The organism is Nocardia sp. NPDC127606, assembly GCF_042671725.1.
Classification (GTDB): domain Bacteria; phylum Actinomycetota; class Actinomycetes; order Mycobacteriales; family Mycobacteriaceae; genus Nocardia.
In genome coordinates this window covers 2,040,162-2,061,001 of sequence record NZ_JBHXWQ010000001.1, presented here as the reverse complement: position 1 = coordinate 2,061,001, position 20,840 = coordinate 2,040,162, and the positions used below count along the sequence as shown (strand labels likewise).

Sequence of the window (20,840 nt, the reverse complement as noted above, 5' to 3'; positions counted from 1 at the left end):
AGCTTGACAGCGTGTCAAGTGGCGGACGTCCCCAAACCCGGACCCAGATCCTCGAGTCGGCACGCGCGATGTTCGAGGAACACGGCTATCACGGCGCCGGCCTCGGAGCAGTCGCGAAGGAGGCCGGGGTCTCGCGCCAGGCGATCTACCTCCATTTCCCGTCGAAGGTCGAGCTGTTGACGGCCCTGCATCTGCACATCTACGCCACCGATGTCGTTCCGGTTCTCGAACGGCATCCGGTCACGGACGCGATGACCGTGTGGGAGGCGCTCGACGCGACAATCGCCGCCGATGTCGAGGTCGCGTCCAGGGTGTGGCGGATTCACGAGGCGCTGGTGGTGGCTCGGCGCCAGCATCCCGAAGTCGAGGAGACATTGCGGGTACGCGAGGCGGATCGCTACGGCGAGCTGCTCGAACTCGGGCGCCGACTCGAGCGAGAGGGCGCACTGCCGCCGAAGATCGACGTCGAATCGGTGGCCGACATGCTGTGGGGCCTCGTCAACACCGGAACCTACGGCAATCTCGTCAACGAACGAGGTTGGTCGCTCGACCGGTACAGGTGCTGGGTACGCGACACGATCCGCCTCCATCTCGGTGCGCAGTGATCGCACAGGAGGCTGTCGGGCATTGAGTTCACCGCTGCGGTAGTGGTGGGATTCGTCGCGGTGTCGGAATCGTCGCAGGTCACGGTCCTCGCCGACGGCCAGGAACTGGCGTAACCACCCGGTAATTGCCCGAAACGTCCGCCGTAACGCGGCGTTCGCAGCATTTGCCGCATGACAGCCACTCCAGCCTCCTCGGCCAGGCCTCGGCCTCCCGATCCGGGTTCGGGCAGACGCAGCGCACCGGCCCGGCGCATCCGCGACATCCTGCGCGCTCGTATCCGCAGCGGCGTCTACGGCACCCGCGCACTGCCCGCCGAAGCCCAGCTCGCCGCCGACTTCGCCACCAGCCGCAATATCGTGCGCGACGCGCTCACCCTGCTCCGCGACGAAGGCCTGATCGACCGCGTTCCCGGTGCGGGCACCTTCGTCGTCGCCGACAAGGCGGTACAGGGCCTCGACCGCCTGCGCGGCCTCGCCGAAACCTTCGAGACCAGCAGCGACCGGGTGGTGAACCAGGTCCTGCTCGCCGAGGTCGTGCCCGCCACGCCCCTGGTCGCCGAACGGCTCGAGCTCCAGCCCGGCGACCCGGTCGTCGCCCTGGAACGGGTGCGCTACCTCGACGGCACCCCACTCTCGCTCGACGCCAGCTATCTCACCGCCGATGTCGGCATCCCGCTCCTGGACAAAGACCTCACCGGCTGCGACGTGTTCGGCCTGCTGGAAGCCGAACTCGGCCTGCCACTGGGCTCGGCCGCGGTCGCGATCGAGGCGGTCGCCGCCGATCCCACCGTCGCCGGCCTGTTACAGGTGCGTGCGGGATCTCCGCTGCTGTTCCTGGAACGGCTCACCTACACCGACTCCGGTCGACCCGTCGATCTCGAATACATCCGCTATCGCGGCGACCGGTTCTCCCTGTCCGGGCGGCTCGACCGCGTCCCGGTGACCCCGCGGCGCACCCGCGACAACCACGAAAGAGGTTGATTCCCATGCAGATTCCACCGCTGACCGACCGGCGAGAACTGGTCTGCGACGTCCTGATCGTCGGTGGCGGCACCGCGGGCACCATGGCCGCGCTCACCGCCGCCCGCCACGGCGCCAGCGTGCTGCTGCTCGAGAAGGCCCACGTCCGGCACTCCGGCGCACTCGCCATGGGCATGGACGGCGTCAACAACGCCGTGGTCCCCGGCAAGGCCAGCCCGGAGGACTACGTCGCCGACATCACCGTCGCCAACGACGGCATCGTCAACCAGCGCACCGTCTACGAAACCGCCACCCGCGGTTTCGAGATGGTCCAGCGCCTCGAGGGCTACGGCGTCAAATTCGAGAAGGACGAGCACGGCGAATACGCGGTCCGCAAGGTGCACCGCTCCGGCTCCTACGTCCTGCCGATGCCCGAGGGCCGCGATGTGAAGAAGGTGCTCTACCGCACGCTGCGCGCCCGCGACGTCCGATCCAAGGTGACCATCAGCAACCGGGTGATGCCGGTGCGGGTGCTCACCGTCGACGGACGCGCGGTCGGCGCGGTCGGATTCGACACCCGCACCGGCGAATTCGTCACCATCTCGGCAGGTGCGGTGATCCTGGCAGCGGGGGCGTGTGGTCGGCTCGGTCTGCCCGCCTCGGGCTACCTCTACGGCACCTACGAGAACCCGACCAATGCCGGCGACGGCTACGCCATGGCCTACCACGCCGGCGCCGAACTCTCCGGCATCGAGTGTTTCCAGATCAACCCGCTCATCAAGGACTACAACGGCCCCGCCTGCGCGTACGTGGCGAATCCGTTCGGCGGCTATCAGGTCAACTCCGAAGGCAATCGCTTCGTCGACTGCGACTACTGGTCCGGTCAGATGATGGCCGAGGTCAAACGCGAACTCGACAGTGCCCGCGGCCCGATCTACCTGAAACTGAGCCACCTGCCCGATGCCACGATCCGCGAGATCGAAGGCATCCTGCACACCACCGAACGCCCCACCCGCGGCACCTTCCACGAAGGCCGCGGCACCGACTACCGCACCAGCGACATCGAGATGCACATCTCCGAGATCGGTTTGTGCAGTGGGCATTCCGCGTCGGGAGTCTGGGTCGACGAACGCGCCGCCACCACCGTGCCCGGCCTCTACGCGGCGGGCGATATGGCGCTGGTACCGCACAACTACATGATCGGCGCCTTCGTCTACGGCGACATCGCCGGTGAGCACGCCAGCGAATTCGCGCGCGGCGCAGCACATCCGGACCTGCCCGCCGACCAGATCGAGGCCGCCCACGAGCTGATCTATCGCCCGCTGCGCAACCCCGACGGCCCACCCCAGCCCCAGGTCGAATACAAATTGCGCCGCTTCGTCAACGACTATCTCCAGCCGCCCAAGGCGCAGTCGTATCTGACGCTCGGCGTCGAGGCCTTCGAACGGATGAACACCGACATCGCCGCGATGGGCGGCCAGACGCCGCACGAACTGATGCGCTGCGCCGAGGTGACCTTCATTCGCGACTGCGCCGAAATGGCGGCCAGGGCTTCGCTGCGCCGGACCGAAAGCCGGTGGGGGCTCTACCATCAGCGCGCCGACTGGCCCGGCCGCAACGATGCCGAATGGTTCTGCCACCTGAACCTGTATCGCGGTGCCACCGGGGCGATGGAGTTCCGCACCAGACCGGTCGCCCCCTATATCGTGCCGGTGCCGGGTTTCGTCCGTCCTGACGGCGTCGCCGATGTCTCCGCACCCGAACTCGTCGGCGCGTGGGGTGCGCGATGAGCGCCCGCCTGCTTGCCCTGCTCGAGCTGGCCGACGAGTGCCCCGAGCTCGACGAGCTCACCCCGTTCATCATCGACCCCGACCCGGAAGTGCGCCGCACGGCACTGTCGGTGCTCAGCGAGACCACCGACGCCTGGGCCGAGGCCGCTCCGATTTTCGCCGCCGCACTCGCCGATGCCGATGTCGACGTGCGGCACGCTGCCATCGGCTTGCTCACCGAACTCCTCGAAGTCCTCGTGCCCGGTCCGGAATTCGATGCGGCGCTGCGCAATAGCGCCACCGCGCCGGAGCCGGCGGTGCGCTCGGCCGCGATCGAGGCGCTGTGGCGGCACCGCAGGACCGGTGCGGCGGAGCTGGCGGGGTGGCTCGCCGATCCGAACGCGGCGGTTCGACGCACCGTCGTGGGCGGGCTCACCTCCGTCGACGCTCTCGACGAACTGAGCCTGGGCGCCGCTGACGAAGACGAGGACGTGCGCATCGGAGTGGCGAAAGGGGTTGCGGCGATCGGTGATCCACGCGGTGCGGTGACCCTGCTCGTCCTCGCTGCCGACCCCCGGCCGCTTGTCCGCGCCGCCGCGCTGTCGAGTCTGGCCGGGACCGGCTGTGACGAACAAGCTGCCGCAACGGCCGCCGCGTCGATGACCGACCCGGCCTGGCAGGTCCGGCAGGCGGCGGCTATCGCCCTCGCCGCCGCCGACCCCGAACTCGCCGCGGCACCGCTGCTGTCGGCGGTCTCCGATCCCAACCTCGACGTCCGCAAGGCGGCGGTGCGCGCACTGGCCGAACGGATCGCCGAACGACGCGACATCACCACGGCGCTGCACGCCGCGCTCGACGACCCGGACGCCGACGTCCGCGCCTTCGCCCGCATCGGCATCGCCAACTCTGGAAAGGAACTCTGATGGCCCAGGTCAATGCCCGCCTCGACGTCCCCGTCTCGGTCGACGAAGCCACATGTATCGACGGCTGCACCCTCTGCGTGGACATGTGCCCACTCGATTCCCTTGCCATCCACCCGGATTCGGGCAAGGCCTACATGCACGTCGACGAATGCTGGTACTGCGGGCCGTGTGCCGCGCGGTGCCCGGTCGGCGCCGTCACCGTGAACATCCCGTTCCTGTTGCGTTGAGAGAGCCGACCATGAGCACCCGAATTCCCGCGCTGCTGCTCGGCATCGCCGCGGTGGCCGCCCTGGCCACCGGCTGCGGGAGCGCCGACGACGGCAAGACCGTCACCGTGAACATCGGCTACCAGTCCAAGACGATCAACACCGTCACCGCGGGCACGCTGCTGCGTGATCGCGGCACCTTCGAGACCGAACTCGCCGAACTCGGCAAGACGAAAGGGCTCACCTACAAGGTGGAGTGGAAGGACTTCGCCGCGGGCCCACCGCTGACCGCGCAGATGTTGGCGGGCCAGGTCGACATCGGATCGATGGGAGACGCGCCGATCCTGGTCAACGGCTCCAAGACTCGCGACCACGCCGACGTGAAGTCCCAACTGATCGCCGTCACCGGCTACAACCTGCGCGGTTCGCTGAATCAGATCGTGGTGCCGACGGATTCGACGGCGGCCACGATCACCGACCTGCGTGGTGAGATCGTGTCGACCAGCGTGGGGTCGGCCGCGCACGGCATGCTCGCCACCGGGCTCTCGGCCGCCGGGATGACTCTCGACGATGTGAAGCTGCTCGGTCAGGATCCGGCCGTCGGCGCCTCGGCGCTGCAGGGGGATCAGGTGGCCGCGCTGGCCCAATTCGTGCCGTGGCCACAGAAACTCGTCTACGACGGCAAGGCCAAGTTGCTCTATGACGGTGGCAGCGCCGCCATCCCGACCTTCCACGCCGTGGTCGCGAGCGAGCGCTTCGGCACCGACAACCCCGATATCGTCACCGCGTTCCTCACCTCGGTGCGCAAGACCACCGACTATCTCAACCAGAACCCGTTGGCGGCCGCGCAGCGTGTCGCCGAGATCACCGGGCTGCCCGCCGAGGTCGTGTACCTCTACAACGGCCCGAACGGACTCGTCAGCTTCGATCCGACGATCAAACCCCAACAGGTGGACGCCCTCGGCACACTGTTGCCGTTCCTGAAAAGCCTCGGCGCGCTGTCGGATCTGGACCTCGGCGAATTCGTCGACGACCGCTACCTGCGCACCGTCTACGGGCCCGACTACGACACCGCCCGCGCGTCGGTGGCGGCTCTCGCACCACTGACCGGCACCGATGCCGCGTGTGGGGGAGCGGTGGACGGCCTTCCGACCGCCTCGGAGGTGTGGTTCGCCGACGCCACGGCCACCGCTGTCGCCAAGACCCCGACCTGTCTGCTGCGACAGATCGCGGCCACCGGCAGCACCGTCCGCGCCGCCTACGTCCCCGACCACAGCACCGGCACCCGGCTCTTCGCCGCGACCGCGACCTGGGTCAGCGAACCCGCGGCGGGCCCCGACGATCGGCTGCTTCCCTTCGCGACCGCTGCCGCCGCACAGCAGTACGCCGCCGCCCATCCGGGCGTCACGGTGATCGACTACCAGGCAGCACTGAAGGCCCGCTAGATCCGTCACGTGAGACCAGGAGGCTCACCATGACCGTTTCCGCCGAACCCCGCACCGCGCCCGTCGCGAAGCCCGACATCGCTACCGCACCACCGAGTTCACCCACCCGATTCATCGTTCCCAGCAAAGCACGCAAGGCCGTACTGACCGCCGTGCCACTGGCCGCATTGCTGCTGGCCTGGTACCTGCTCACCACCAATCAGGTCGTGTTCTGGCTGCGTTTCGACAAGATCCCCACGCCCGCACAAGTATTCGACTCCTTTCGTACGCAGCTCGGTGCGGCGACCTACTACCGCGACATCGTCTCCAGCACCCGCCGCATCCTGATCGGCTTCGGCCTCGCCACGGTGTCGGGCGTGCTGATCGGCATGGCGGTCGGTCGCTCGGCCGTGGTCAGCGCACTCGTGCGGCCGGTACTCGAGGTGTTCCGGCCGATCCCCGCGATCGCACTGGTGCCCCTGGCCATCCTGCTGTTCCCGACCGGGGAACAGGGCATCGTGTTCATCACCTTCTTCGCCGCGTTCTTCCCGGTCGCGGTGAGCACCATCCACGCCATGCACGCGCTGCCGAAAGTCTGGGAGGAAGCGGCGCACACCCTCGGCGCGCGTCGACGCGACATCCTGTTCCAGATCGCGCTACCCGGTGCGCTGCCTGGCATCTTCTCGGGACTGTCGGTGGCAATGGGCGTGGCCTGGATCTGTGTGATCAGTGCGGAGATGATCTCGGGTCAGTTCGGCATCGGGTACTTCACCTGGCAGTCCTACGGGCTCCTGGACTATCCGGGGGTGATCGTCGGGATGCTCACCATCGGGCTGCTCGGCTGGTTCACCGCCTGGCTGGTCGAACTGGCGGGGCGCCGGGTGAACCGGTGGCTGCCCAGGGCGCAGCGATGAGCGCCGGCGCCGCGGTGCGGCTGCACGGATTGCGCATCGCCTATGGTGAAAGTCTCGCCGCCGAAGTAGATCTCGACGTCGACGCCGGCCAGATCGTGGTGCTGCTCGGCCCATCGGGTTGCGGCAAATCCACGGTGCTGCGGGCGATGGCCGGGTTGCTGCCGCCGATCGGCGGCACGGTCACCGTCGACGGTGGGCCCAGCGCCCAGCACTGTTCGATGGTGTTCCAGGAGGACGCGCTGCTGCCGTGGCGCACCGCCCGGCGCAATGTCGAGTTCGCGTTGAAACTGCGCGGGGTGTCACGGCGCAACCGGCGCGTCGAAGCCCAGGAACTGCTGAACCTGGTGGGGCTCACCGACTTCGGTGACCATCTGCCCGGTGCGCTGTCGGGCGGTATGCGTCAGCGTGTGCAGTTGGCGCGGACCTTGGCCGCGCAACCACGCGTGCTGCTGATGGACGAACCGTTCGGCGCCCTCGACGCCCAGACCCGCGCCGATATGCAGCGCCTGCTCATCTCGGTGTGGCAGCAACGCCGGACCACGGTGCTGTTCGTGACCCACGACGTCGACGAGGCGTTGTTGCTGGCCGACCGGATCGTCCTGCTCACCCCGCGCCCCGCGCGCATCCAGCGCGTCATCGAGATCGGCTCGCCGCGCGCACCCGGCGCCCGTTTCGAACCCGAATTCGCGCGTCTGCGTTACGAAATCCTCGCCGCCCTCGGCGAGCCCAACGAGAAGGAACTACAGCCATGACCTTCGTCATCGGAGCCGCCTGCGTGGACGTCATGGATCGCGCCTGCGTGGAGGAATGCCCCGTCGACTGCATCTACACCGGCGACCGGATGGCCTACATCCACCCGACCGAGTGCGTGGATTGCGGTGCGTGCGAACCGGTGTGCCCCGTCGAGGCGATCTACCTCGACGATGACATTCCGGCCGGCCAGGTTGGTTTCGTCGCCACCAATGCGGCCTTCTTCGACACGGCGCTGCCCGGCCGTGACACCGCGCTCGGCTCGCCGGGCGGCGCGGGCGCGGTGGGTGACCTCGGTGTGGACACGCCGTTCGTCGCGGGGTACGAGAAGTGAGAACTCCACTGCGGGTCGCGATCATCGGCGCCGGGCCCGCCGGTATCTACGCCGCCGACGCGTTGATGAAGTCCGATGCCGACGTGAGCATCGACCTCTACGAGCGCATGCCCGCGCCCTTCGGCCTCATCCGCTACGGCGTGGCCCCCGACCACCCCCGCATCAAGGGCATCATCACCGCCCTGCACAAGGTCCTCGACAAAGACCAGGTCCGCCTGCTCGGCAACATCGACTACGGCACCGACATCACCCTCGACGACCTGCGCCAGTTCTACGACGCGGTCATCTTCTCCACCGGCGCCAACGCCGACCGCGCCCTGGCCATCCCCGGCATCGACCTCGACGGCTCCTACGGCGCCGCCGACTTCGTCTCCTGGTACGACGGCCACCCCGACGTCCCCCGCTCCTGGCCCCTCGACGCCGAGAAGGTCGCCGTCCTCGGCGTCGGCAACGTCGCCCTCGACGTCGCCCGCGTGCTCGCCAAGACCGGCGACGAACTCCTGCCGACGGAGATCCCGCCGAACGTCTACGAAGGCCTCAAGACCAACAAGGCACTCGAGGTCCACGTCTTCGGACGCCGCGGCCCCGCCCAGGCCAAGTTCACCCCCCTCGAACTGCGCGAACTCGATCACTCGCCGACCATCGAGGTCATCGTCAACCCCGAAGACATCGACTACGACGAAGGCTCCGAAGCCGCGCGCCGCAACTCCAAGCAGGTCGACATGGTCGCCAACACCTTGGAGCAGTGGGCCATCCGCGACCACGGCGACCGCCCGCACAAGCTGTTCCTGCACTTCTTCGAGTCGCCCTCGGAGGTCCTCGGCGCCGACGGCAAGGTCGTGGGCCTCGAGACCGAACGCACCCAGCTCGACGGCACGGGAAATGTGAAGGGCACCGGCGAATTTCGGGTGTGGGAGGTGCAGGCGGTCTATCGGGCGGTCGGCTATCGCTCCGAAGATGTCGCCGATATCCCGTTCGACGACCGCACCGGCACCGTCCCCAACGAAGCGGGGCGGGTACTGATCGACCCACACGCGCGCGAGGGAGCGCGATACCTCGACGGGGTGTATGTCACCGGCTGGATCAAACGTGGCCCCGTCGGCCTGATCGGCCACACCAAAGGCGACGCCGCCGAAACCGTTGCCTGCCTGCTGGCCGATCAGGCCCGGCTGACACCGGCGCCGCGACCACACCCCGATGCGGTGACCGAACATCTCACCGCCGCGGGCATCGCCTTCACCACGTGGGAGGGCTGGTACCGACTGGACGCCCACGAACGCACGCTGGGCGAAGCCGAGGGACGCGAGCGGATCAAGGTCGTCGAACGCGCGGACATGCTGCACGCCAGCCTGGTCCAGTGAGGAAGAGCTCATGACATCACCGACCGAACCACAGATCAGGACCGCGCTCGCCGGAGTCGACGATCCCGAGATCGGCCGTCCCATCACCGAATTGAACATGGTCGAGACCATCGACATCGACGCGGAGGGTCGGGTGGCGGTACGCATCCTGCTCACGGTCGCGGGCTGCCCCCTTCGGACGAAGATCAGTGACGACATCCGCGCCGCCGTCACCGCGGTCGCTGGCGTTGCCGGAGTCGAGATCGACTTCGGGGTGATGACCGAGCAGCAGCGCCGTGACCTGAGAATCCAGCTCCGTGGACCCGAATCCGAGAGCATCTCCGCTCTCGCGCGACCGGATTCACCGACCCGCGTGTACTGCGTGGTCTCGGGCAAAGGCGGCGTCGGAAAGTCGAGTGTCACCGTCAATCTTGCGGTCGCGCTGGCTCGACGTGGATTGCTCGTCGGTCTCATGGACGCCGATGTTCACGGCCACTCGGTGCCCGCGATGCTCGGCATCACCACCGCGCCCACTCTGGTCGAGTCGATGATGATGCCGCCCACCGCGTTCGGCGTGCGTGTCGTGTCGATCGGCATGTTCGTCGACGACAACGCCCCCGTCGTCTGGCGCGGGCCGATGCTGCACCGCGCGTTGCAGCAGTTCGTCAACGACGTGTACTGGGGTGAGCTGGATATTCTGCTGATCGACATGCCACCGGGCACCGGCGACGTCGCCATCTCCCTGGCCCAGTTGCTGCCCGCCGCGCAGCTGCTGGTCGTCACCACCCCGCAACGCACCGCGGCGCGCATCGCCGAACGCGCGGGCGCCGTGGCCGCGCAGACCGGTCAGCGGGTGGCGGGCATCATCGAGAACATGTCCTGGTACGACAGTCCCGACGGCACCCGGCAGACCCTGTTCGGCGCCGGCGGCGCTACCGCGGTGAGCCGTGCGCTGAGCGGCCTGCTCGACACCTATTGCCCGGTCATCGGCCGGATCCCGTTCGACCCGGTGGTCTGCGCGGCGGGCGATCAGGGCGCTCCGTTCGTCGACACCGACCCCCACTGCGCGCCCGCCAGAGCGATCGGCGAGATCGCGGCGACCATCGCGCCGATCGTGCGCCGCCCGCTGTCTGTGACGCCGGTCAGCCCGGTGTCTGCCTGAGATCGAGGCGAAATAGTGCGTGAGCGGAGCTGACGGCTCTAGTCTGTTAGCGCTACGCACTGTGGAGGTTGGATCACATGACGGTCGAGATCGTGACCGAACCGGCGCCCGAGAACCTGTGGACCGGATCGGGCCGGGCGACCGGGACACCGCCGACGTCGATGATCGAGCGGATGACGCTCATCCTGGACGCGTTCGACGCCGCCACACCCACGTTGACGCTGCTCGGGCTCGCCGAACGCACCGGGCTGCCGCGCTCGACCGTGCATCGCATCCTCGACCAGATGATCCGGCTGCGCTGGCTCGCGCACGCCCCCGGCGGCTACCGGCTGGGGCTGCGGGTCCTCGAACTCGGCGGGCTCGCGGCCGAGCAGAACGAACTGCGCGAGGTGGTGGGGCCGCTGCTCTACGAACTCAGTCAGCGCACGGGACTGGTGGGGCACCTCGCGGTGCTGGACGGGCGCGAGGTGTTGTTCCTTGACCGTTCGGGGGGCCGCGGACGGGTGGTCATCCCGACCCGCGTCGGCGGCAGGCTGCCCGCGCACTCCACGGCGGTGGGCAAGGCACTACTGGCCACCCTGGAGCCTGGCATCGCCGAGGCCGCGCTGCGGGGCAATGCCGTGGCACGCACCGCGCGCACGATCGTCGACCGGGCCGAACTGCACCGCGAACTCGCCCGCATCCGTAACCGTCAGGGCGTGGCCGTGGACACCGAGGAGTCGCTGCCGGGCGTGGGTTGTGTGGCGGTGCCGATCCGTGGCCGCGGTGTCGCGGTGGCCGCGATCTCGCTGTCGGGCACGGTCAAGGGTGAGCGCACCGCGCTGGACACCGCGCGGCTGGCCCGGGCGCTCGCCGAGGTGGCCAAGGAAGCGTCGCGCACCCTGGCCCCCCGGCACCCGCACTAGGCCTTGCGCCGCGCGATCGCCCGACCGGCCGCCCGACCCGAGAAGATGCACCCGCCCAGGAACGTGCCCTCCAGCGCGTTGTAACCGTGCACGCCGCCACCGCCGAACCCGGCGACCTCACCGGCCGCGTACAGCCCGGGGAACACCGAGCCGTCCGGGCGCAGCACCTGCGAATCGAGGTCGGTCTGCAGCCCGCCGAGGGTCTTGCGGGTCAGCACATTGAGGCGCACCGCGATGAGCGGGCCGTGGGCCGGATCGAGGATGCGGTGCGGCTTGGCGACGCGGAGCTTGTCGCCGAGGAACTTGCGGGCGCTGTTGGTCGCGGTCACCTGCGCGTCTTTGGAGAAGGAGTTGGCGACCTCGCGGTCGCGGCCCACGATCTGGTGTTCGAGGGCGGCCACGTCCAGCTTCGGTCCCCGGGCGATGTCGTTCATGCCGTCGACGAGTTCGGTCAGGGAGTTGGCGACCACGAAGTCCACGCCGTGCTGCTTGAACGCCTCCACCGGGCCCGGCGCGCCCTTGGCGAGCCTGCTGCGCACCGTGAACTTCAAGTCCTTGCCGGTGATGTCGGGGTTCTGTTCCGAACCCGACAGCGCGAACTCCTTCTCGATGATCGACTGGTTCAAGACGAACCACGAGTAGTCGTAGCCCGTCGACAGGATCTGGCGCATGGTCTCGTTGGTGTCGAAACCGGGGAAACACGGTGCGGGCATGCGGTTTCCGTTCGCGTCGAACCACAGCGACGACGGTCCGGGGATGATGCGGATGGCGTGATCGGGCCAGATCGGATCCCAGTTGTGGATGCCCTCGGTGTAGTGCCACATCCGATCGCGGTTGACCAGCGCCGCCCCGGCCTCCTCGGAGATCCCGAGCATCCGGCCGTCGACATAGGCGGGGACACCGGAGATCATGTGCTCCGGGCACGGGCCGAGCCGTTCGGTGGGCCAGTTGCGGCGGATGAGGTCGTGGGCGTGCCCGATGCCACCCGAACTCACGAGCACCGCAGGGGATTGGAAGGTGAACTCGCCCACCACATCCCGGTTCGAGGCCTGACCGCGGTCGGTGTCGGAGGGTGCGAGCACGCTGCCGCGCACGCCGGTCACGGCGCCGTCCTCGACGATCAGCTCGTCGACGCGGTGCCGGAAGGCGAAGCGGACCAACCCTTTCGCCTCACCGGCCAGCACCGGCTCGCGGAACACCCGCAGTACCTCGGGCCCGGTGCCCCAGGTGAGGTGGAATCGCGGCACCGAGTTGCCGTGCCCGCCCGCCAGGCCACCGCCCCGCTCGGCCCAGCCGACCAGCGGGGTGAAGCGCAAACCCAAGGCGTGCAGGTAGTCCCGCTTCTCGTCGGTGGCGAACCGCACGTAGGCCTTCGCCCACTCGCGGCCCATCCGGTCCTCGTCCTCGCGGTCGAAACCGGCCGAGCCGAACCAATCCTGCAGTGCCAGTTCGTAGGAGTCTTTGATGCCCATCCTGCGCTGCTCCGGGCTGTCGACGACGAACAGCCCACCCAGCGACCAGAACGCCTGCCCACCGAGGTTGGCGCGATTCTCCTGATCGAGCACCAGTACCGTGCGTCCGGCGAGCACCAACTCGTGCGCGGCCACCAGGCCCGCCAGTCCGGCGCCGACGACAATCGCGTCGGGGGTGAAATCTTCGGTGGGCTCAGGCGCTGTGCTCGGCATGCCTGGAACGTAGCATTGGTTCGTCGGCAGGCGGGGGCAAGTCCTGTAAAACACCCTGACCTGCGACATTTCATTCGATGAAAGGCTCGACACGCTCATGAACGTCCGAACCCGTACCGGCGCCGCCGTCCTCACACTCGCCGTCGTGGCCGGCCTCGGCGCCACATCGTGCTCGAAGTCGCGCTGGTGTGAACGCGATCAGGGCGACGTTCTCGTCGCGGACTCCTACTGCGAGCGCGGTGTCGCGGGCTACGAGTGGGAGCCCGATCACGACAAGCCGAAGTACAAGAAGAAGCCGAAGAAGCACTGAGGTAGCGCAGCGGCGTTGTGCCGCAGGCGATCCGAGATGTAACCGTGGCGCAGCCGATGCCGAGTTCGCGCCGTGAAGATGCAGGTCAGCGGGTATTCCACCACTGAGCACACCGAATGCTGTTGGGCAGGAGGTGAATCGCTCTTCTCTATTTCTCACAACGGCGTGAGTGGGTGGGCACGATGACCTATCGGAAGGCAATTCGTATCGTCGCAAGGCAAACAGCGCGAGCGCTGTCGGTGTTGCTACTGGCCGCGGGAATCGGGACAGCGATGTCCCCTGGACTGACAGCGTGGGCGCAGAATTGCGCCACGCTCGACGTCGTGATCGCCCGCGGCACAGCAGAACCCGGCTATCTGGGAGCCGCGATCGGCGACCCGCTCTACGCGGTACTGAGCGCGCAACTACCGGTGGACACCACCGCCCATCGCGTGGAGTACCCAGCCGACCTGCTGGTGCCGACGTCGATGATCGACGGCACCCGGGCCATGACCGGCCACCTGATCGACCAGGCCGCCGCCTGCCCGGACCAGCGTTTCGTTCTCGTCGGCTACTCCCAGGGCGCGGTGGTCACCCACGGTGTCCTCGGCTCCGCCCCGCTGCCCGGCGCGTGGGTACTGCCCCCTGAGCTGTCTTCGCGCGTCGTCGCGGTGCTGCTGTTCGGTGACCCGCTGCGATTGATCGGCGGCACGGTGCCGCCGATGTATGCCGATCGCACCGCGAACTATTGCGCCGCAGGCGATCCGGTGTGTGCGGGCGGGGTGTTCCCGGCCGCGCACGGCAGCTACGGATGGGCGTTCGCGGCCGCGGCCGGACAGGTGGGCGCCCGGTTGTGACCCTCGCTCAGCGGGCGGGCATGACCCCCGACAGGACAGCGCCGACCTGCGCCACCGCGCGGTCGACGCTGCCCGTCGGCTGGAACAGATGACTCAGCGTCAGCCGGACCATGATCTCGACGACCGAGGTCAGCTCGTCATCGGTGAGGGACGCGAATTCGTACTGCTCGCGGACGGTGGCGGTGAGGGCGGCGACGGCCCGTCCGAGCACCGGCTCCGGGTCGCTCACCAGGGCAGGCAGCAAGGCGGTGTCGCCGTCCTGGCGAGCTGAGAGCACCGCCTTGATCAGGGTGTTGTCGCCCGCGGTGCGCAGCGTGTACTCGGCGGCGGCGGTCATACCGGCGAGCGGGTCGGCCGGATGTCGGGCCAGCGTCTCGGCGACGCCGGTCAGGTAGATGCCGGTCTCACGCTCGATCAGGGCATCCGCGAGCGCCTGCTTGGTGCCGATCTCCTTGTAGAGGACCGGCCTGCTGATACCGACCTCCTTGGCCACCCGCGACATGTTGACCGCGCCCCAGCCCTCGCTGACGACCATCGTGCGCGCGGCGTCGATCATCCGGTCGCGCAGCAGTTGGCGCATCTCTGCCTGAAAGTTCGGTGGTTCGGCCACGCGATCATCCTACATGTGCCCGTCTATGTGCTCGTTCGTTGACAATAGTAGAGAATGTGTATCCAATAGGAACAATCCACGCTAATGTGTAAACGAAGGCGACTTCGAGCGAGTAGATGTCCGAAGTCTCGGTGATGAGGAGAATGGCAATGACGACATCTCGAATCGGTGACCACGCGGGATCGGCGGCACCGCCGCAGTGGCGAGATCCCAAGCGATACCTGTGGCTGTTCGGCCTCGTAGCCCCCAGTGCGACGCTGCTGGCGAGCGGGTTCGTGTGGGCCTTCAACCAATTCGGCTGGCAGACCGTCGCACCCGTGTGGTGGTGGCTCGGGCCGATCCTGCTGTACGTGCTGCTGCCGACCCTCGACCGGTTCTTCGGGCCCGACGGCAAGAACCCGCCCGAAGAGGTGATGGCGCAGCTGGAGAACGACAAGTACTACCGCTACTGCACCTACGCCTACATTCCGTTGCAGCTGTTCAGCCTGGTGCTCGCCTGCTACCTGTGGACCGCGGACAATCTGTCCTGGCTCGGCATCGACGGCGGTCTCGGCGTGATCTCCAAGATCGGCCTGGCCTTCACGATCGGCACGGTGGGCGGTGTCGGCATCAACACCGCGCACGAACTCGGCCACAAGAAGGACGAACTCGAACGCTGGCTGTCGAAGATCACGCTGGCCCAGACCTTTTACGGCCACTTCTACATCGAGCACAACCGTGGTCACCACGTGCGCGTCGCGACGCCGGAGGATCCGGCCAGTGCGCGCTTCGCCGAATCGTTCTGGACCTTCCTGCCGCGCAGCGTGTGGGGCAGCTTGACGTCGTCGTGGGAGCTGGAGCGCACCCGTATGCAGCGGCTGGGCAAGAGCACGTTCTCGCTGCACAACGACGTGCTCAATGCCTGGCTCATGTCGGTCGTGCTGTGGGTGGGGCTGGTCGCGGTATTCGGTCCGTCGATTCTGCCGTTCCTGGTGATCCAGGCGATCTACGGTTTCTCGCTGCTGGAGACGGTGAACTACCTCGAGCACTACGGTCTGCTCCGGCAGAAGACCGCCTCGGGTCGCTACGAGCGCTGCACCCCCGAGCACAGTTGGAACTCCGACCACATCGTCACCAACATCTTCCTCTACCACCTGCAACGGCACAGCGACCATCACGCCAACCCCACCCGCCGCTACCAGATCCTGCGGCACATGGACGGCGCGCCCGAGCTGCCCAGCGGCTACGCGAGCCTGATCGGCCTGGCCTACCTGACACCGCTGTGGCGCAAGGTGATGGACCATCGCGTCCTCGCGCACTACGACGGCGATATCACCCGGGTGAACATCCAGCCGAGCAAGCGGGCGAAGGTCCTGGCGAAGTACGGAGTGAACTGATGGCGTACCTCTGCCCGATCTGCGACTACGTCTACGACGAGCGATTCGGCGCTCCCCGTGAGGGTTTCGCGCCCGGCACGGCCTGGGCGCAGATTCCCGACGACTGGTGCTGTCCCGACTGCGGTGTGCGCGAGAAGGTCGACTTCGAACCGAAGGAAGGCGCGTCCCGATGAGCGACTACAAACTGTTCCAGTGCGTCCAGTGCGGTTTCGAGTACGACGAAGCGCTCGGCTGGCCCGAGGACGGCATCGAACCGGGCACCCGCTGGGATGACATCCCCGACGACTGGTCCTGTCCCGACTGTGGTGCGGCCAAGGCCGATTTCGATATGCGGGAGGTGAGCCGCGGATGAGTGGGCGGATTGTCATCGTCGGCACCGGTGTCGCCGGCGCCACCGCCGCCCAGACCCTGCGACGGGAGGGCTACGCCGGCGAGATCGTGCTCGTCGGGGCCGAGCCCGACCTGCCGTACCGTCGACCGGCGGTCTCCAAAGAGCTACTCGCGGGCACTGCACCGTTCCAGCGGGTGGTGCTGAAGCCGGTGAAGTTCTGGGCAGACAACGCGGTCGATCTGCGTCCGGCCACGCCGGTGCGCGCGATCGACATCGACAGCGCGACAGTGCGATTGAGTACCGGCGAAGTGCTCGATTACGACAGCCTGTTGCTGGCCACCGGGGCGCGGGCACGCACCATCGACACCGCGTCCACCCGCGTGCACACGCTGCGCAGGCAGTCCGATGTCCTCGCGCTGCAAGCCGCGATCGACGCCGGCGGCTCGCTGCTCATCATCGGCGGCGGACTGATCGGCTGCGAAGTCGCCGCCACCGCCCGCGGTCTCGGGGCCGAGGTGACGCTGTTGAACGCGGGACCGGCACTGCTCGATCGGATCGTGCCGCAGACCGTGTCGGACCTGGTGCGCGATATCCACATCGAGCACGGCGTCGTCGTCGAGAACAGTATCACCACAACACAACTCGCCGACACCGCCGCAGGCGTCACCGCCACCACCACCGACGGCCGCACGTTCACCGCGGCGGCCGCCCTGGTCGCCATCGGCTCGATCCCCGACACCACCCTGGCCGAATCCGCGGGTATCGCGGTGAACGACGGCATCATCATCGACCAGCACTACCGCACCTCGGCCCCGGCCGTTTTCGCCGCGGGAGACGCCACCACCGCATTCAACCCCCGCCGTGGCGAATACGAACGCGGCCAACACTGGAACGCGGCGATGTCGGACGGCGCCGCGGCCGCCAAAGCCATCCTCGGCCACCCCGCCGCCCCCGCCGAAGTCCCCTGGGGCTGGACCGACCAACACGGCCTGTCGATGCAATTCGCAGGCTGGCTCCACCCCCACGACGACCTGGTCATCGACGGCGACCTCGACTCCCGAGACTTCCTCGCGATCGCCCTCCACAACGGCCGCCCCGTCGGCGCCGTAGCCATGGCAAGACCGAGAGAACTCCGAGCCATCCGCACCCTCATCGCCACAGGGGAGCCGTGGTCACCCCACGCTTCCCTCGACCTGGTTCGCTCACGCTGAATCGAGAGCCGGCGAATTCAGCGAAATTCGTCGGCTGTTGCGGTCAGGAACTGGCCGCGATGGGTTTTAGCGTGGGGCTATGGAACCGAGAGAGGACGCGAAGAAGATTGTTGTCACTACGCCGGTCGGGCATGTGGGGGCTCGGGTTGTGCAGTTGTTGGTGCAGGCGGGGGTTCGGCCGACTGTACTGATGCGCGATCCGGGGCGGCTCGATGGCGCGATGCGGGAATTCGTCGATGTTGTGCGGGTCGATCAGGGGGATTCGGAGGCGGTGGTGCGGGCTACCGTGGGGGCGGATCGGTTGTTCTGGGTGGATCCGCCTGCCTTGGTCGAGGGTGATCCGGTGGCGGGGTATGCGCGGATGGGGGCGTCGGCGGCGCGTGCTGTTGTCGAGAACGGGATCGAGGCGACGGTGTTTCTCAGCAGTGGAGGCGCCGAGAAGCGGGGTGGGGCCGGGGAGATCGACGGGCTGGCGCGGACCGAGGAGTTGCTCGACGAGACCGGGGCGAATGTGGTGCACCTGCGGTGCGGCTACTTCTTCACCAATCTGCTGACCCAGCTCGACGAGATCCGGGCGGGCACCCTGTCCACGCCGTGGCCGCTGGACCATGCGATGGCCTGGGTGGATCCGCGCGATATCGGCGAGGTGGCGGCGGCCCGACTGCTGTCGGACGCGTGGTCGGGGCGCGTCGTGCAGGCCGTGCACGGTCCGCGGGATCTGACATTCACCGAGGTCGCCGAGATCCTCGGTCGGCAGTTGGGCCATGAGGTCACCCCGATCCAGCTCGCCGACGACGAGTTCCGGGACATGCTGCGCTCAGCGGGCCTTGGGCAGGGCCAGATCGACGGAATCGCCGGTATGTCAGCGGGATTGAGTTCCGGATTCGTCGCGGAGAACCCGCGAACGGTGCTCACCACGACGCCGTCGACCCTCGCCGCCTGGGCGAGCACCTTCCTGCGGTGAACAGAACCGGCCGGTCACGACAACGAACATCGTGACCGGCCGGGTGTTCAGGGTGATGTCACCAGTGCACGCCGGGCAGCACCCGGCTCATGCGAGCCGCCGAGTTCGGCATCACCATCAGCGGCGCGAAGACCGGGCCGAGGACGGTGAGGGCGTTGCGTGTCGGTTCGGCGGGCTCGGTGACCGCGGCGGCGGGACGGGACTTGCCCTGTGCCGCAGTGGATTCGCCGAAGAACCGGAACCCGGTGTGCATGATCGTGCGCTTGAGCGAGGGCAGGAACATCTCGACCGCCTGGGCGAAAGTGCCCGCGGGGGTGTCGATGCGGTCGGGGCGTTCCAGCAGAGCGCGGACCACGATGTCGGCTGCCCGGTCCGGGTCGGGCAGGGGCAGCGAACGGTAGAGGTCGGTGGGCGCGATCATCGGGGTGCGCACGAGTGGCATCCGGATAGAGGTGAAAGAGACACCGTCGCCACGGTTTTCGACGGCGGCGATATCGCTGAAGTTGTCCAGGGCCGACTTGCTCGCGGCATAGGCGGCGAAGCGAGGTGCCTTGGTCTGCACGGCGATGGAGGAGATGTTGACGATGTGGCCGAAGTGACGTTCACGCATCGAGGGGAGCAGACCCAGGATGAGGCGGACGGCACCGAAGTAGTTGACCGCCATGGTGCGTTCGAAGTCGTGCATCCGGTCCACCGAGTTGGCCACCGAACGACGGATGGAGCGGCCCGCGTTGTTGATCAGGTAGTCGACATGGTGGTGCTCGGTCAGCACGGTCTTGACGAGGAGATCGACCGCCTCCGCGTCGGTGATGTCGCAGGGGTAGGCGAACGCGGCGCCGCCCTCGGCGCGCACGGATTCCGCTGCGGCCGTGAGATCTTCGATGCCACGGGCGATCATCAACACGATCGCGCCACGGCGGGCGACGGCATGGGCCGTTGCCAGACCGATACCCGAGGACGCACCGGTGATCAGCACCGTGCGACCCGAGAGCGGGTGCGCGTCGGCGGCGGGACGACCGCGGTGCGGATCCAGGTTGACGCGCCAGAAATCCCAGAGACGGTCGGCGTAGGTGTCGAACGCGGGCACGGTGAGTCCGGGCAGCACCGCCTGGGTCGAGTCGGAGACGAAGTCGGCGGTGAACCCGACGTGCGGTGCGACCTCGGCGGGAATGCCCGCCTGTTCGAACAGGAAGTCGCGCACCGTGTTCGCGCCGGGAACATGACCGAGCCCGCTCAACGCGCGTGCGCTGCCGGGCACAGTGCCGATGCCGACCGGACCACCCGCGGCGGTCGCCAGTGCGCGGTAGATCTCCCCGAACGGCTGCGGCCGCGGGTTGACCAGATGGAACGTGCGCCCGTCCAGACCATCGCGGCGCACCAGTCGCACCATCGCCTCGGCGACGTAGTCGACCGGCACCACATTGGTCGCACCCAGATCGGGCAGCGGCAAGGGCAGTTCGGACGGCAGGCCGGCCAGCGTCGAAATGGCCGAGAAGAAGTAGTACGGGCCGTCGATCTTGTCCATCTCGCCGGTCCGCGAATCACCGACCACGATCGCCGGGCGGTACACCCGCCAGCGCACGTCGATGGCCTCGCGAACAAGCTTCTCCGCGGCGAACTTGGTGCGGTGATACGGCGAGGTCAGGTTCTGGCCGAGGTCGAAATCCTCCTCGAAGAACTTGCCGCGGTGGTCGCCCGCCACCGCCACCGACGACACGTGGTGCAGGGTGGCATCGAGGCTGCGGGCCAGCTCGATCACCGAGCGAGTGCCCGCGACGTTGGCCGCGTGGGCGGTCTCCTCGTCGGCGGTCATGTCGTAGACCGCGCCGAGATGCAGCACGTGATCGGCACGTGGTGCGCCGTCACCGAGACCGAGCCCGTCGGCGGTCAGGTCCCCGACCAGCGCGAACACGCGGTCACTGTCGGGATGTTGCGCATTGTGCGCGGTGAACTTGGGCAGCGACTCGGCGCGCACCAGCACGTGCACGATCGCGGTGGGGTCGGCTGCGAGCAGCCCCCGCACTACGCGTCGACCCAGAAATCCGGTACCGCCTGTCACGATGTAGGAAACCATCGCTCCTCCTGAAAATCTCGAAACACGGTGTCGCGCAACAGTGATCGGCATGCGGCGGTGAATGCGAAATCAACGGTTGAGGTCCAGCAGCAAAGTGGCTGGAGAGAAACCGGGCACATCGTCGTCCCGGCTACGCTTACCGTACTCGCCA

The 20,840-nt window shown here is 67.9% G+C and carries 20 protein-coding genes and 1 pseudogene; 18 read left to right on the top strand and 3 right to left on the bottom strand.

The genetic code is table 11. The features are described from left to right. Nucleotides 1–11: 11 nt before the first annotated feature. The 11 genes and pseudogenes from ACFVJ5_RS09530 (at nucleotide 12) to ACFVJ5_RS09480 (ending at nucleotide 11,292) form a co-directional block, all read left to right on the top strand. Nucleotides 12–605 carry a TetR/AcrR family transcriptional regulator gene (locus ACFVJ5_RS09530; protein WP_379219427.1) on the top strand — a complete coding sequence of 198 codons (594 nt, stop codon included), beginning with the start codon at nucleotides 12–14 and terminating at the stop codon, nucleotides 603–605. Between the two features lie 171 nt (nucleotides 606–776). Further along, complete coding sequence (locus ACFVJ5_RS09525; protein ID WP_379219425.1) at nucleotides 777–1,586, top strand: GntR family transcriptional regulator; 810 nt, start codon at nucleotides 777–779, stop codon at nucleotides 1,584–1,586. Between the two features lie 5 nt (nucleotides 1,587–1,591). Next, nucleotides 1,592–4,257: pseudogene (locus ACFVJ5_RS09520) on the top strand (fumarate reductase/succinate dehydrogenase flavoprotein subunit). After that, on the top strand, nucleotides 4,257–4,484 hold the full coding sequence (locus tag ACFVJ5_RS09515; RefSeq protein ID WP_110038620.1) for a ferredoxin family protein: 228 nt from the start codon (nucleotides 4,257–4,259) through the stop codon (nucleotides 4,482–4,484). The pseudogene ACFVJ5_RS09520 and the gene ACFVJ5_RS09515 overlap by 1 nt, the downstream one beginning before the upstream one ends. Before the next feature lie 11 nt (nucleotides 4,485–4,495). Then, a complete protein-coding gene (locus ACFVJ5_RS09510) occupies nucleotides 4,496–5,908 on the top strand; it encodes an ABC transporter substrate-binding protein (RefSeq protein ID WP_379219423.1) in 1,413 nt (470 codons plus the stop codon). A gap of 29 nt (nucleotides 5,909–5,937) precedes the next feature. Then, the gene (locus ACFVJ5_RS09505; RefSeq protein WP_379219422.1) at nucleotides 5,938–6,801 is read left to right on the top strand and encodes an ABC transporter permease; all 864 of its coding nucleotides are present in this window, start codon (nucleotides 5,938–5,940) and stop codon (nucleotides 6,799–6,801) included. After that, nucleotides 6,798–7,553, top strand: a complete 756-nt coding sequence (locus ACFVJ5_RS09500; protein ID WP_379219420.1) for an ABC transporter ATP-binding protein — start codon at nucleotides 6,798–6,800, stop codon at nucleotides 7,551–7,553. The genes ACFVJ5_RS09505 and ACFVJ5_RS09500 overlap by 4 nt, the downstream gene beginning before the upstream one ends. Further along, nucleotides 7,550–7,885 carry a ferredoxin gene (gene fdxA / locus ACFVJ5_RS09495; RefSeq protein WP_379219419.1) on the top strand — a complete coding sequence of 112 codons (336 nt, stop codon included), beginning with the start codon at nucleotides 7,550–7,552 and terminating at the stop codon, nucleotides 7,883–7,885. Before ACFVJ5_RS09500 ends, fdxA begins: the two co-directional genes overlap by 4 nt. A gap of 65 nt (nucleotides 7,886–7,950) precedes the next feature. Next, the gene (locus ACFVJ5_RS09490; RefSeq protein ID WP_379219806.1) at nucleotides 7,951–9,246 is read left to right on the top strand and encodes a pyridine nucleotide-disulfide oxidoreductase; all 1,296 of its coding nucleotides are present in this window, start codon (nucleotides 7,951–7,953) and stop codon (nucleotides 9,244–9,246) included. Nucleotides 9,247–9,256: 10 nt separating this feature from the next. Further along, nucleotides 9,257–10,387 carry an Mrp/NBP35 family ATP-binding protein gene (locus ACFVJ5_RS09485; RefSeq protein ID WP_379219417.1) on the top strand — a complete coding sequence of 377 codons (1,131 nt, stop codon included), beginning with the start codon at nucleotides 9,257–9,259 and terminating at the stop codon, nucleotides 10,385–10,387. Between the two features lie 77 nt (nucleotides 10,388–10,464). After that, complete coding sequence (locus ACFVJ5_RS09480; protein WP_379219415.1) at nucleotides 10,465–11,292, top strand: IclR family transcriptional regulator; 828 nt, start codon at nucleotides 10,465–10,467, stop codon at nucleotides 11,290–11,292. Here ACFVJ5_RS09480 and ACFVJ5_RS09475 read toward each other — a convergent pair. After that, nucleotides 11,289–12,977, bottom strand: a complete 1,689-nt coding sequence (locus ACFVJ5_RS09475; RefSeq protein WP_379219414.1) for an FAD-binding dehydrogenase — start codon at nucleotides 12,975–12,977, stop codon at nucleotides 11,289–11,291. The two genes, ACFVJ5_RS09480 and ACFVJ5_RS09475, sit on opposite strands and share 4 nt — an antisense overlap. 97 nt (nucleotides 12,978–13,074) lie before the next feature. Here ACFVJ5_RS09475 and ACFVJ5_RS09470 point away from each other — a divergent pair, with 97 nt between their 5' ends. Beyond that, entirely contained in the window at nucleotides 13,075–13,287 is a 213-nt protein-coding gene (locus ACFVJ5_RS09470) for a hypothetical protein (RefSeq protein ID WP_067446366.1), read from the top strand. Nucleotides 13,288–13,469: 182 nt separating this feature from the next. Then, a complete protein-coding gene (locus ACFVJ5_RS09465) occupies nucleotides 13,470–14,123 on the top strand; it encodes a cutinase family protein (RefSeq protein ID WP_379219412.1) in 654 nt (217 codons plus the stop codon). A 7-nt stretch (nucleotides 14,124–14,130) separates the two neighbouring features. Here the strand turns inward: ACFVJ5_RS09465 and ACFVJ5_RS09460 are convergent, their stop codons facing one another. Beyond that, nucleotides 14,131–14,733: a TetR family transcriptional regulator gene (locus tag ACFVJ5_RS09460; RefSeq protein ID WP_379219410.1), complete on the bottom strand. Its 603-nt coding sequence runs from the start codon at nucleotides 14,731–14,733 to the stop codon at nucleotides 14,131–14,133. 149 nt (nucleotides 14,734–14,882) lie between these two features. Here ACFVJ5_RS09460 and ACFVJ5_RS09455 point away from each other — a divergent pair, with 149 nt between their 5' ends. The 5 genes from ACFVJ5_RS09455 to ACFVJ5_RS09435 all read left to right on the top strand — a co-directional run bounded on the left by ACFVJ5_RS09455 (nucleotide 14,883) and on the right by ACFVJ5_RS09435 (nucleotide 18,615). Next, nucleotides 14,883–16,109 carry an alkane 1-monooxygenase gene (locus ACFVJ5_RS09455; RefSeq protein ID WP_379219409.1) on the top strand — a complete coding sequence of 409 codons (1,227 nt, stop codon included), beginning with the start codon at nucleotides 14,883–14,885 and terminating at the stop codon, nucleotides 16,107–16,109. Continuing rightward, complete coding sequence (locus ACFVJ5_RS09450) at nucleotides 16,109–16,282, top strand: rubredoxin (protein WP_379219408.1); 174 nt, start codon at nucleotides 16,109–16,111, stop codon at nucleotides 16,280–16,282. The genes ACFVJ5_RS09455 and ACFVJ5_RS09450 overlap by 1 nt, the downstream gene beginning before the upstream one ends. After that, nucleotides 16,279–16,461 (top strand): rubredoxin, encoded by a 183-nt coding sequence (locus tag ACFVJ5_RS09445; protein ID WP_379219407.1) that lies wholly within the window; start codon nucleotides 16,279–16,281, stop codon nucleotides 16,459–16,461. The genes ACFVJ5_RS09450 and ACFVJ5_RS09445 overlap by 4 nt, the downstream gene beginning before the upstream one ends. Next, nucleotides 16,458–17,651, top strand: coding sequence for an NAD(P)/FAD-dependent oxidoreductase (locus ACFVJ5_RS09440; protein ID WP_379219405.1), 1,194 nt, complete (start codon nucleotides 16,458–16,460; stop codon nucleotides 17,649–17,651). Before ACFVJ5_RS09445 ends, ACFVJ5_RS09440 begins: the two co-directional genes overlap by 4 nt. 79 nt (nucleotides 17,652–17,730) lie before the next feature. Beyond that, entirely contained in the window at nucleotides 17,731–18,615 is an 885-nt protein-coding gene (locus ACFVJ5_RS09435) for an NmrA family NAD(P)-binding protein (protein WP_379219403.1), read from the top strand. 58 nt (nucleotides 18,616–18,673) lie between these two features. Here the strand turns inward: ACFVJ5_RS09435 and ACFVJ5_RS09430 are convergent, their stop codons facing one another. Continuing rightward, on the bottom strand, nucleotides 18,674–20,689 hold the full coding sequence (locus tag ACFVJ5_RS09430; RefSeq protein WP_379219402.1) for an SDR family oxidoreductase: 2,016 nt from the start codon (nucleotides 20,687–20,689) through the stop codon (nucleotides 18,674–18,676). Nucleotides 20,690–20,840 lie beyond the last annotated feature (151 nt).

Bases quoted from the DNA above. Each gene is read 5' to 3' on its own strand.
- ACFVJ5_RS09525 (WP_379219425.1), top strand. From the start codon at position 777: ATGACAGCCACTCCAGCCTCCTCGGCCAGGCCTCGGCCTCCCGATCCG.
- ACFVJ5_RS09480 (WP_379219415.1), top strand. From the start codon at position 10,465: ATGACGGTCGAGATCGTGACCGAACCGGCGCCCGAGAACCTGTGGACC.
- ACFVJ5_RS09445 (WP_379219407.1), top strand. From the start codon at position 16,279: ATGAGCGACTACAAACTGTTCCAGTGCGTCCAGTGCGGTTTCGAGTAC.
- ACFVJ5_RS09510 (WP_379219423.1), top strand. From the start codon at position 4,496: ATGAGCACCCGAATTCCCGCGCTGCTGCTCGGCATCGCCGCGGTGGCC.
- ACFVJ5_RS09475 (WP_379219414.1), bottom strand. From the start codon at position 12,977: ATGCCGAGCACAGCGCCTGAGCCCACCGAAGATTTCACCCCCGACGCG.
- ACFVJ5_RS09465 (WP_379219412.1), top strand. From the start codon at position 13,470: ATGACCTATCGGAAGGCAATTCGTATCGTCGCAAGGCAAACAGCGCGA.
- ACFVJ5_RS09515 (WP_110038620.1), top strand. From the start codon at position 4,257: ATGGCCCAGGTCAATGCCCGCCTCGACGTCCCCGTCTCGGTCGACGAA.
- ACFVJ5_RS09440 (WP_379219405.1), top strand. From the start codon at position 16,458: ATGAGTGGGCGGATTGTCATCGTCGGCACCGGTGTCGCCGGCGCCACC.
- ACFVJ5_RS09505 (WP_379219422.1), top strand. From the start codon at position 5,938: ATGACCGTTTCCGCCGAACCCCGCACCGCGCCCGTCGCGAAGCCCGAC.
- ACFVJ5_RS09470 (WP_067446366.1), top strand. From the start codon at position 13,075: ATGAACGTCCGAACCCGTACCGGCGCCGCCGTCCTCACACTCGCCGTC.
- ACFVJ5_RS09430 (WP_379219402.1), bottom strand. From the start codon at position 20,689: ATGGTTTCCTACATCGTGACAGGCGGTACCGGATTTCTGGGTCGACGC.
- ACFVJ5_RS09455 (WP_379219409.1), top strand. From the start codon at position 14,883: ATGACGACATCTCGAATCGGTGACCACGCGGGATCGGCGGCACCGCCG.
- ACFVJ5_RS09485 (WP_379219417.1), top strand. From the start codon at position 9,257: ATGACATCACCGACCGAACCACAGATCAGGACCGCGCTCGCCGGAGTC.
- ACFVJ5_RS09435 (WP_379219403.1), top strand. From the start codon at position 17,731: ATGGAACCGAGAGAGGACGCGAAGAAGATTGTTGTCACTACGCCGGTC.
- ACFVJ5_RS09490 (WP_379219806.1), top strand. From the start codon at position 7,951: ATGAAGTCCGATGCCGACGTGAGCATCGACCTCTACGAGCGCATGCCC.
- ACFVJ5_RS09500 (WP_379219420.1), top strand. From the start codon at position 6,798: ATGAGCGCCGGCGCCGCGGTGCGGCTGCACGGATTGCGCATCGCCTAT.
- ACFVJ5_RS09450 (WP_379219408.1), top strand. From the start codon at position 16,109: ATGGCGTACCTCTGCCCGATCTGCGACTACGTCTACGACGAGCGATTC.
- fdxA (WP_379219419.1), top strand. From the start codon at position 7,550: ATGACCTTCGTCATCGGAGCCGCCTGCGTGGACGTCATGGATCGCGCC.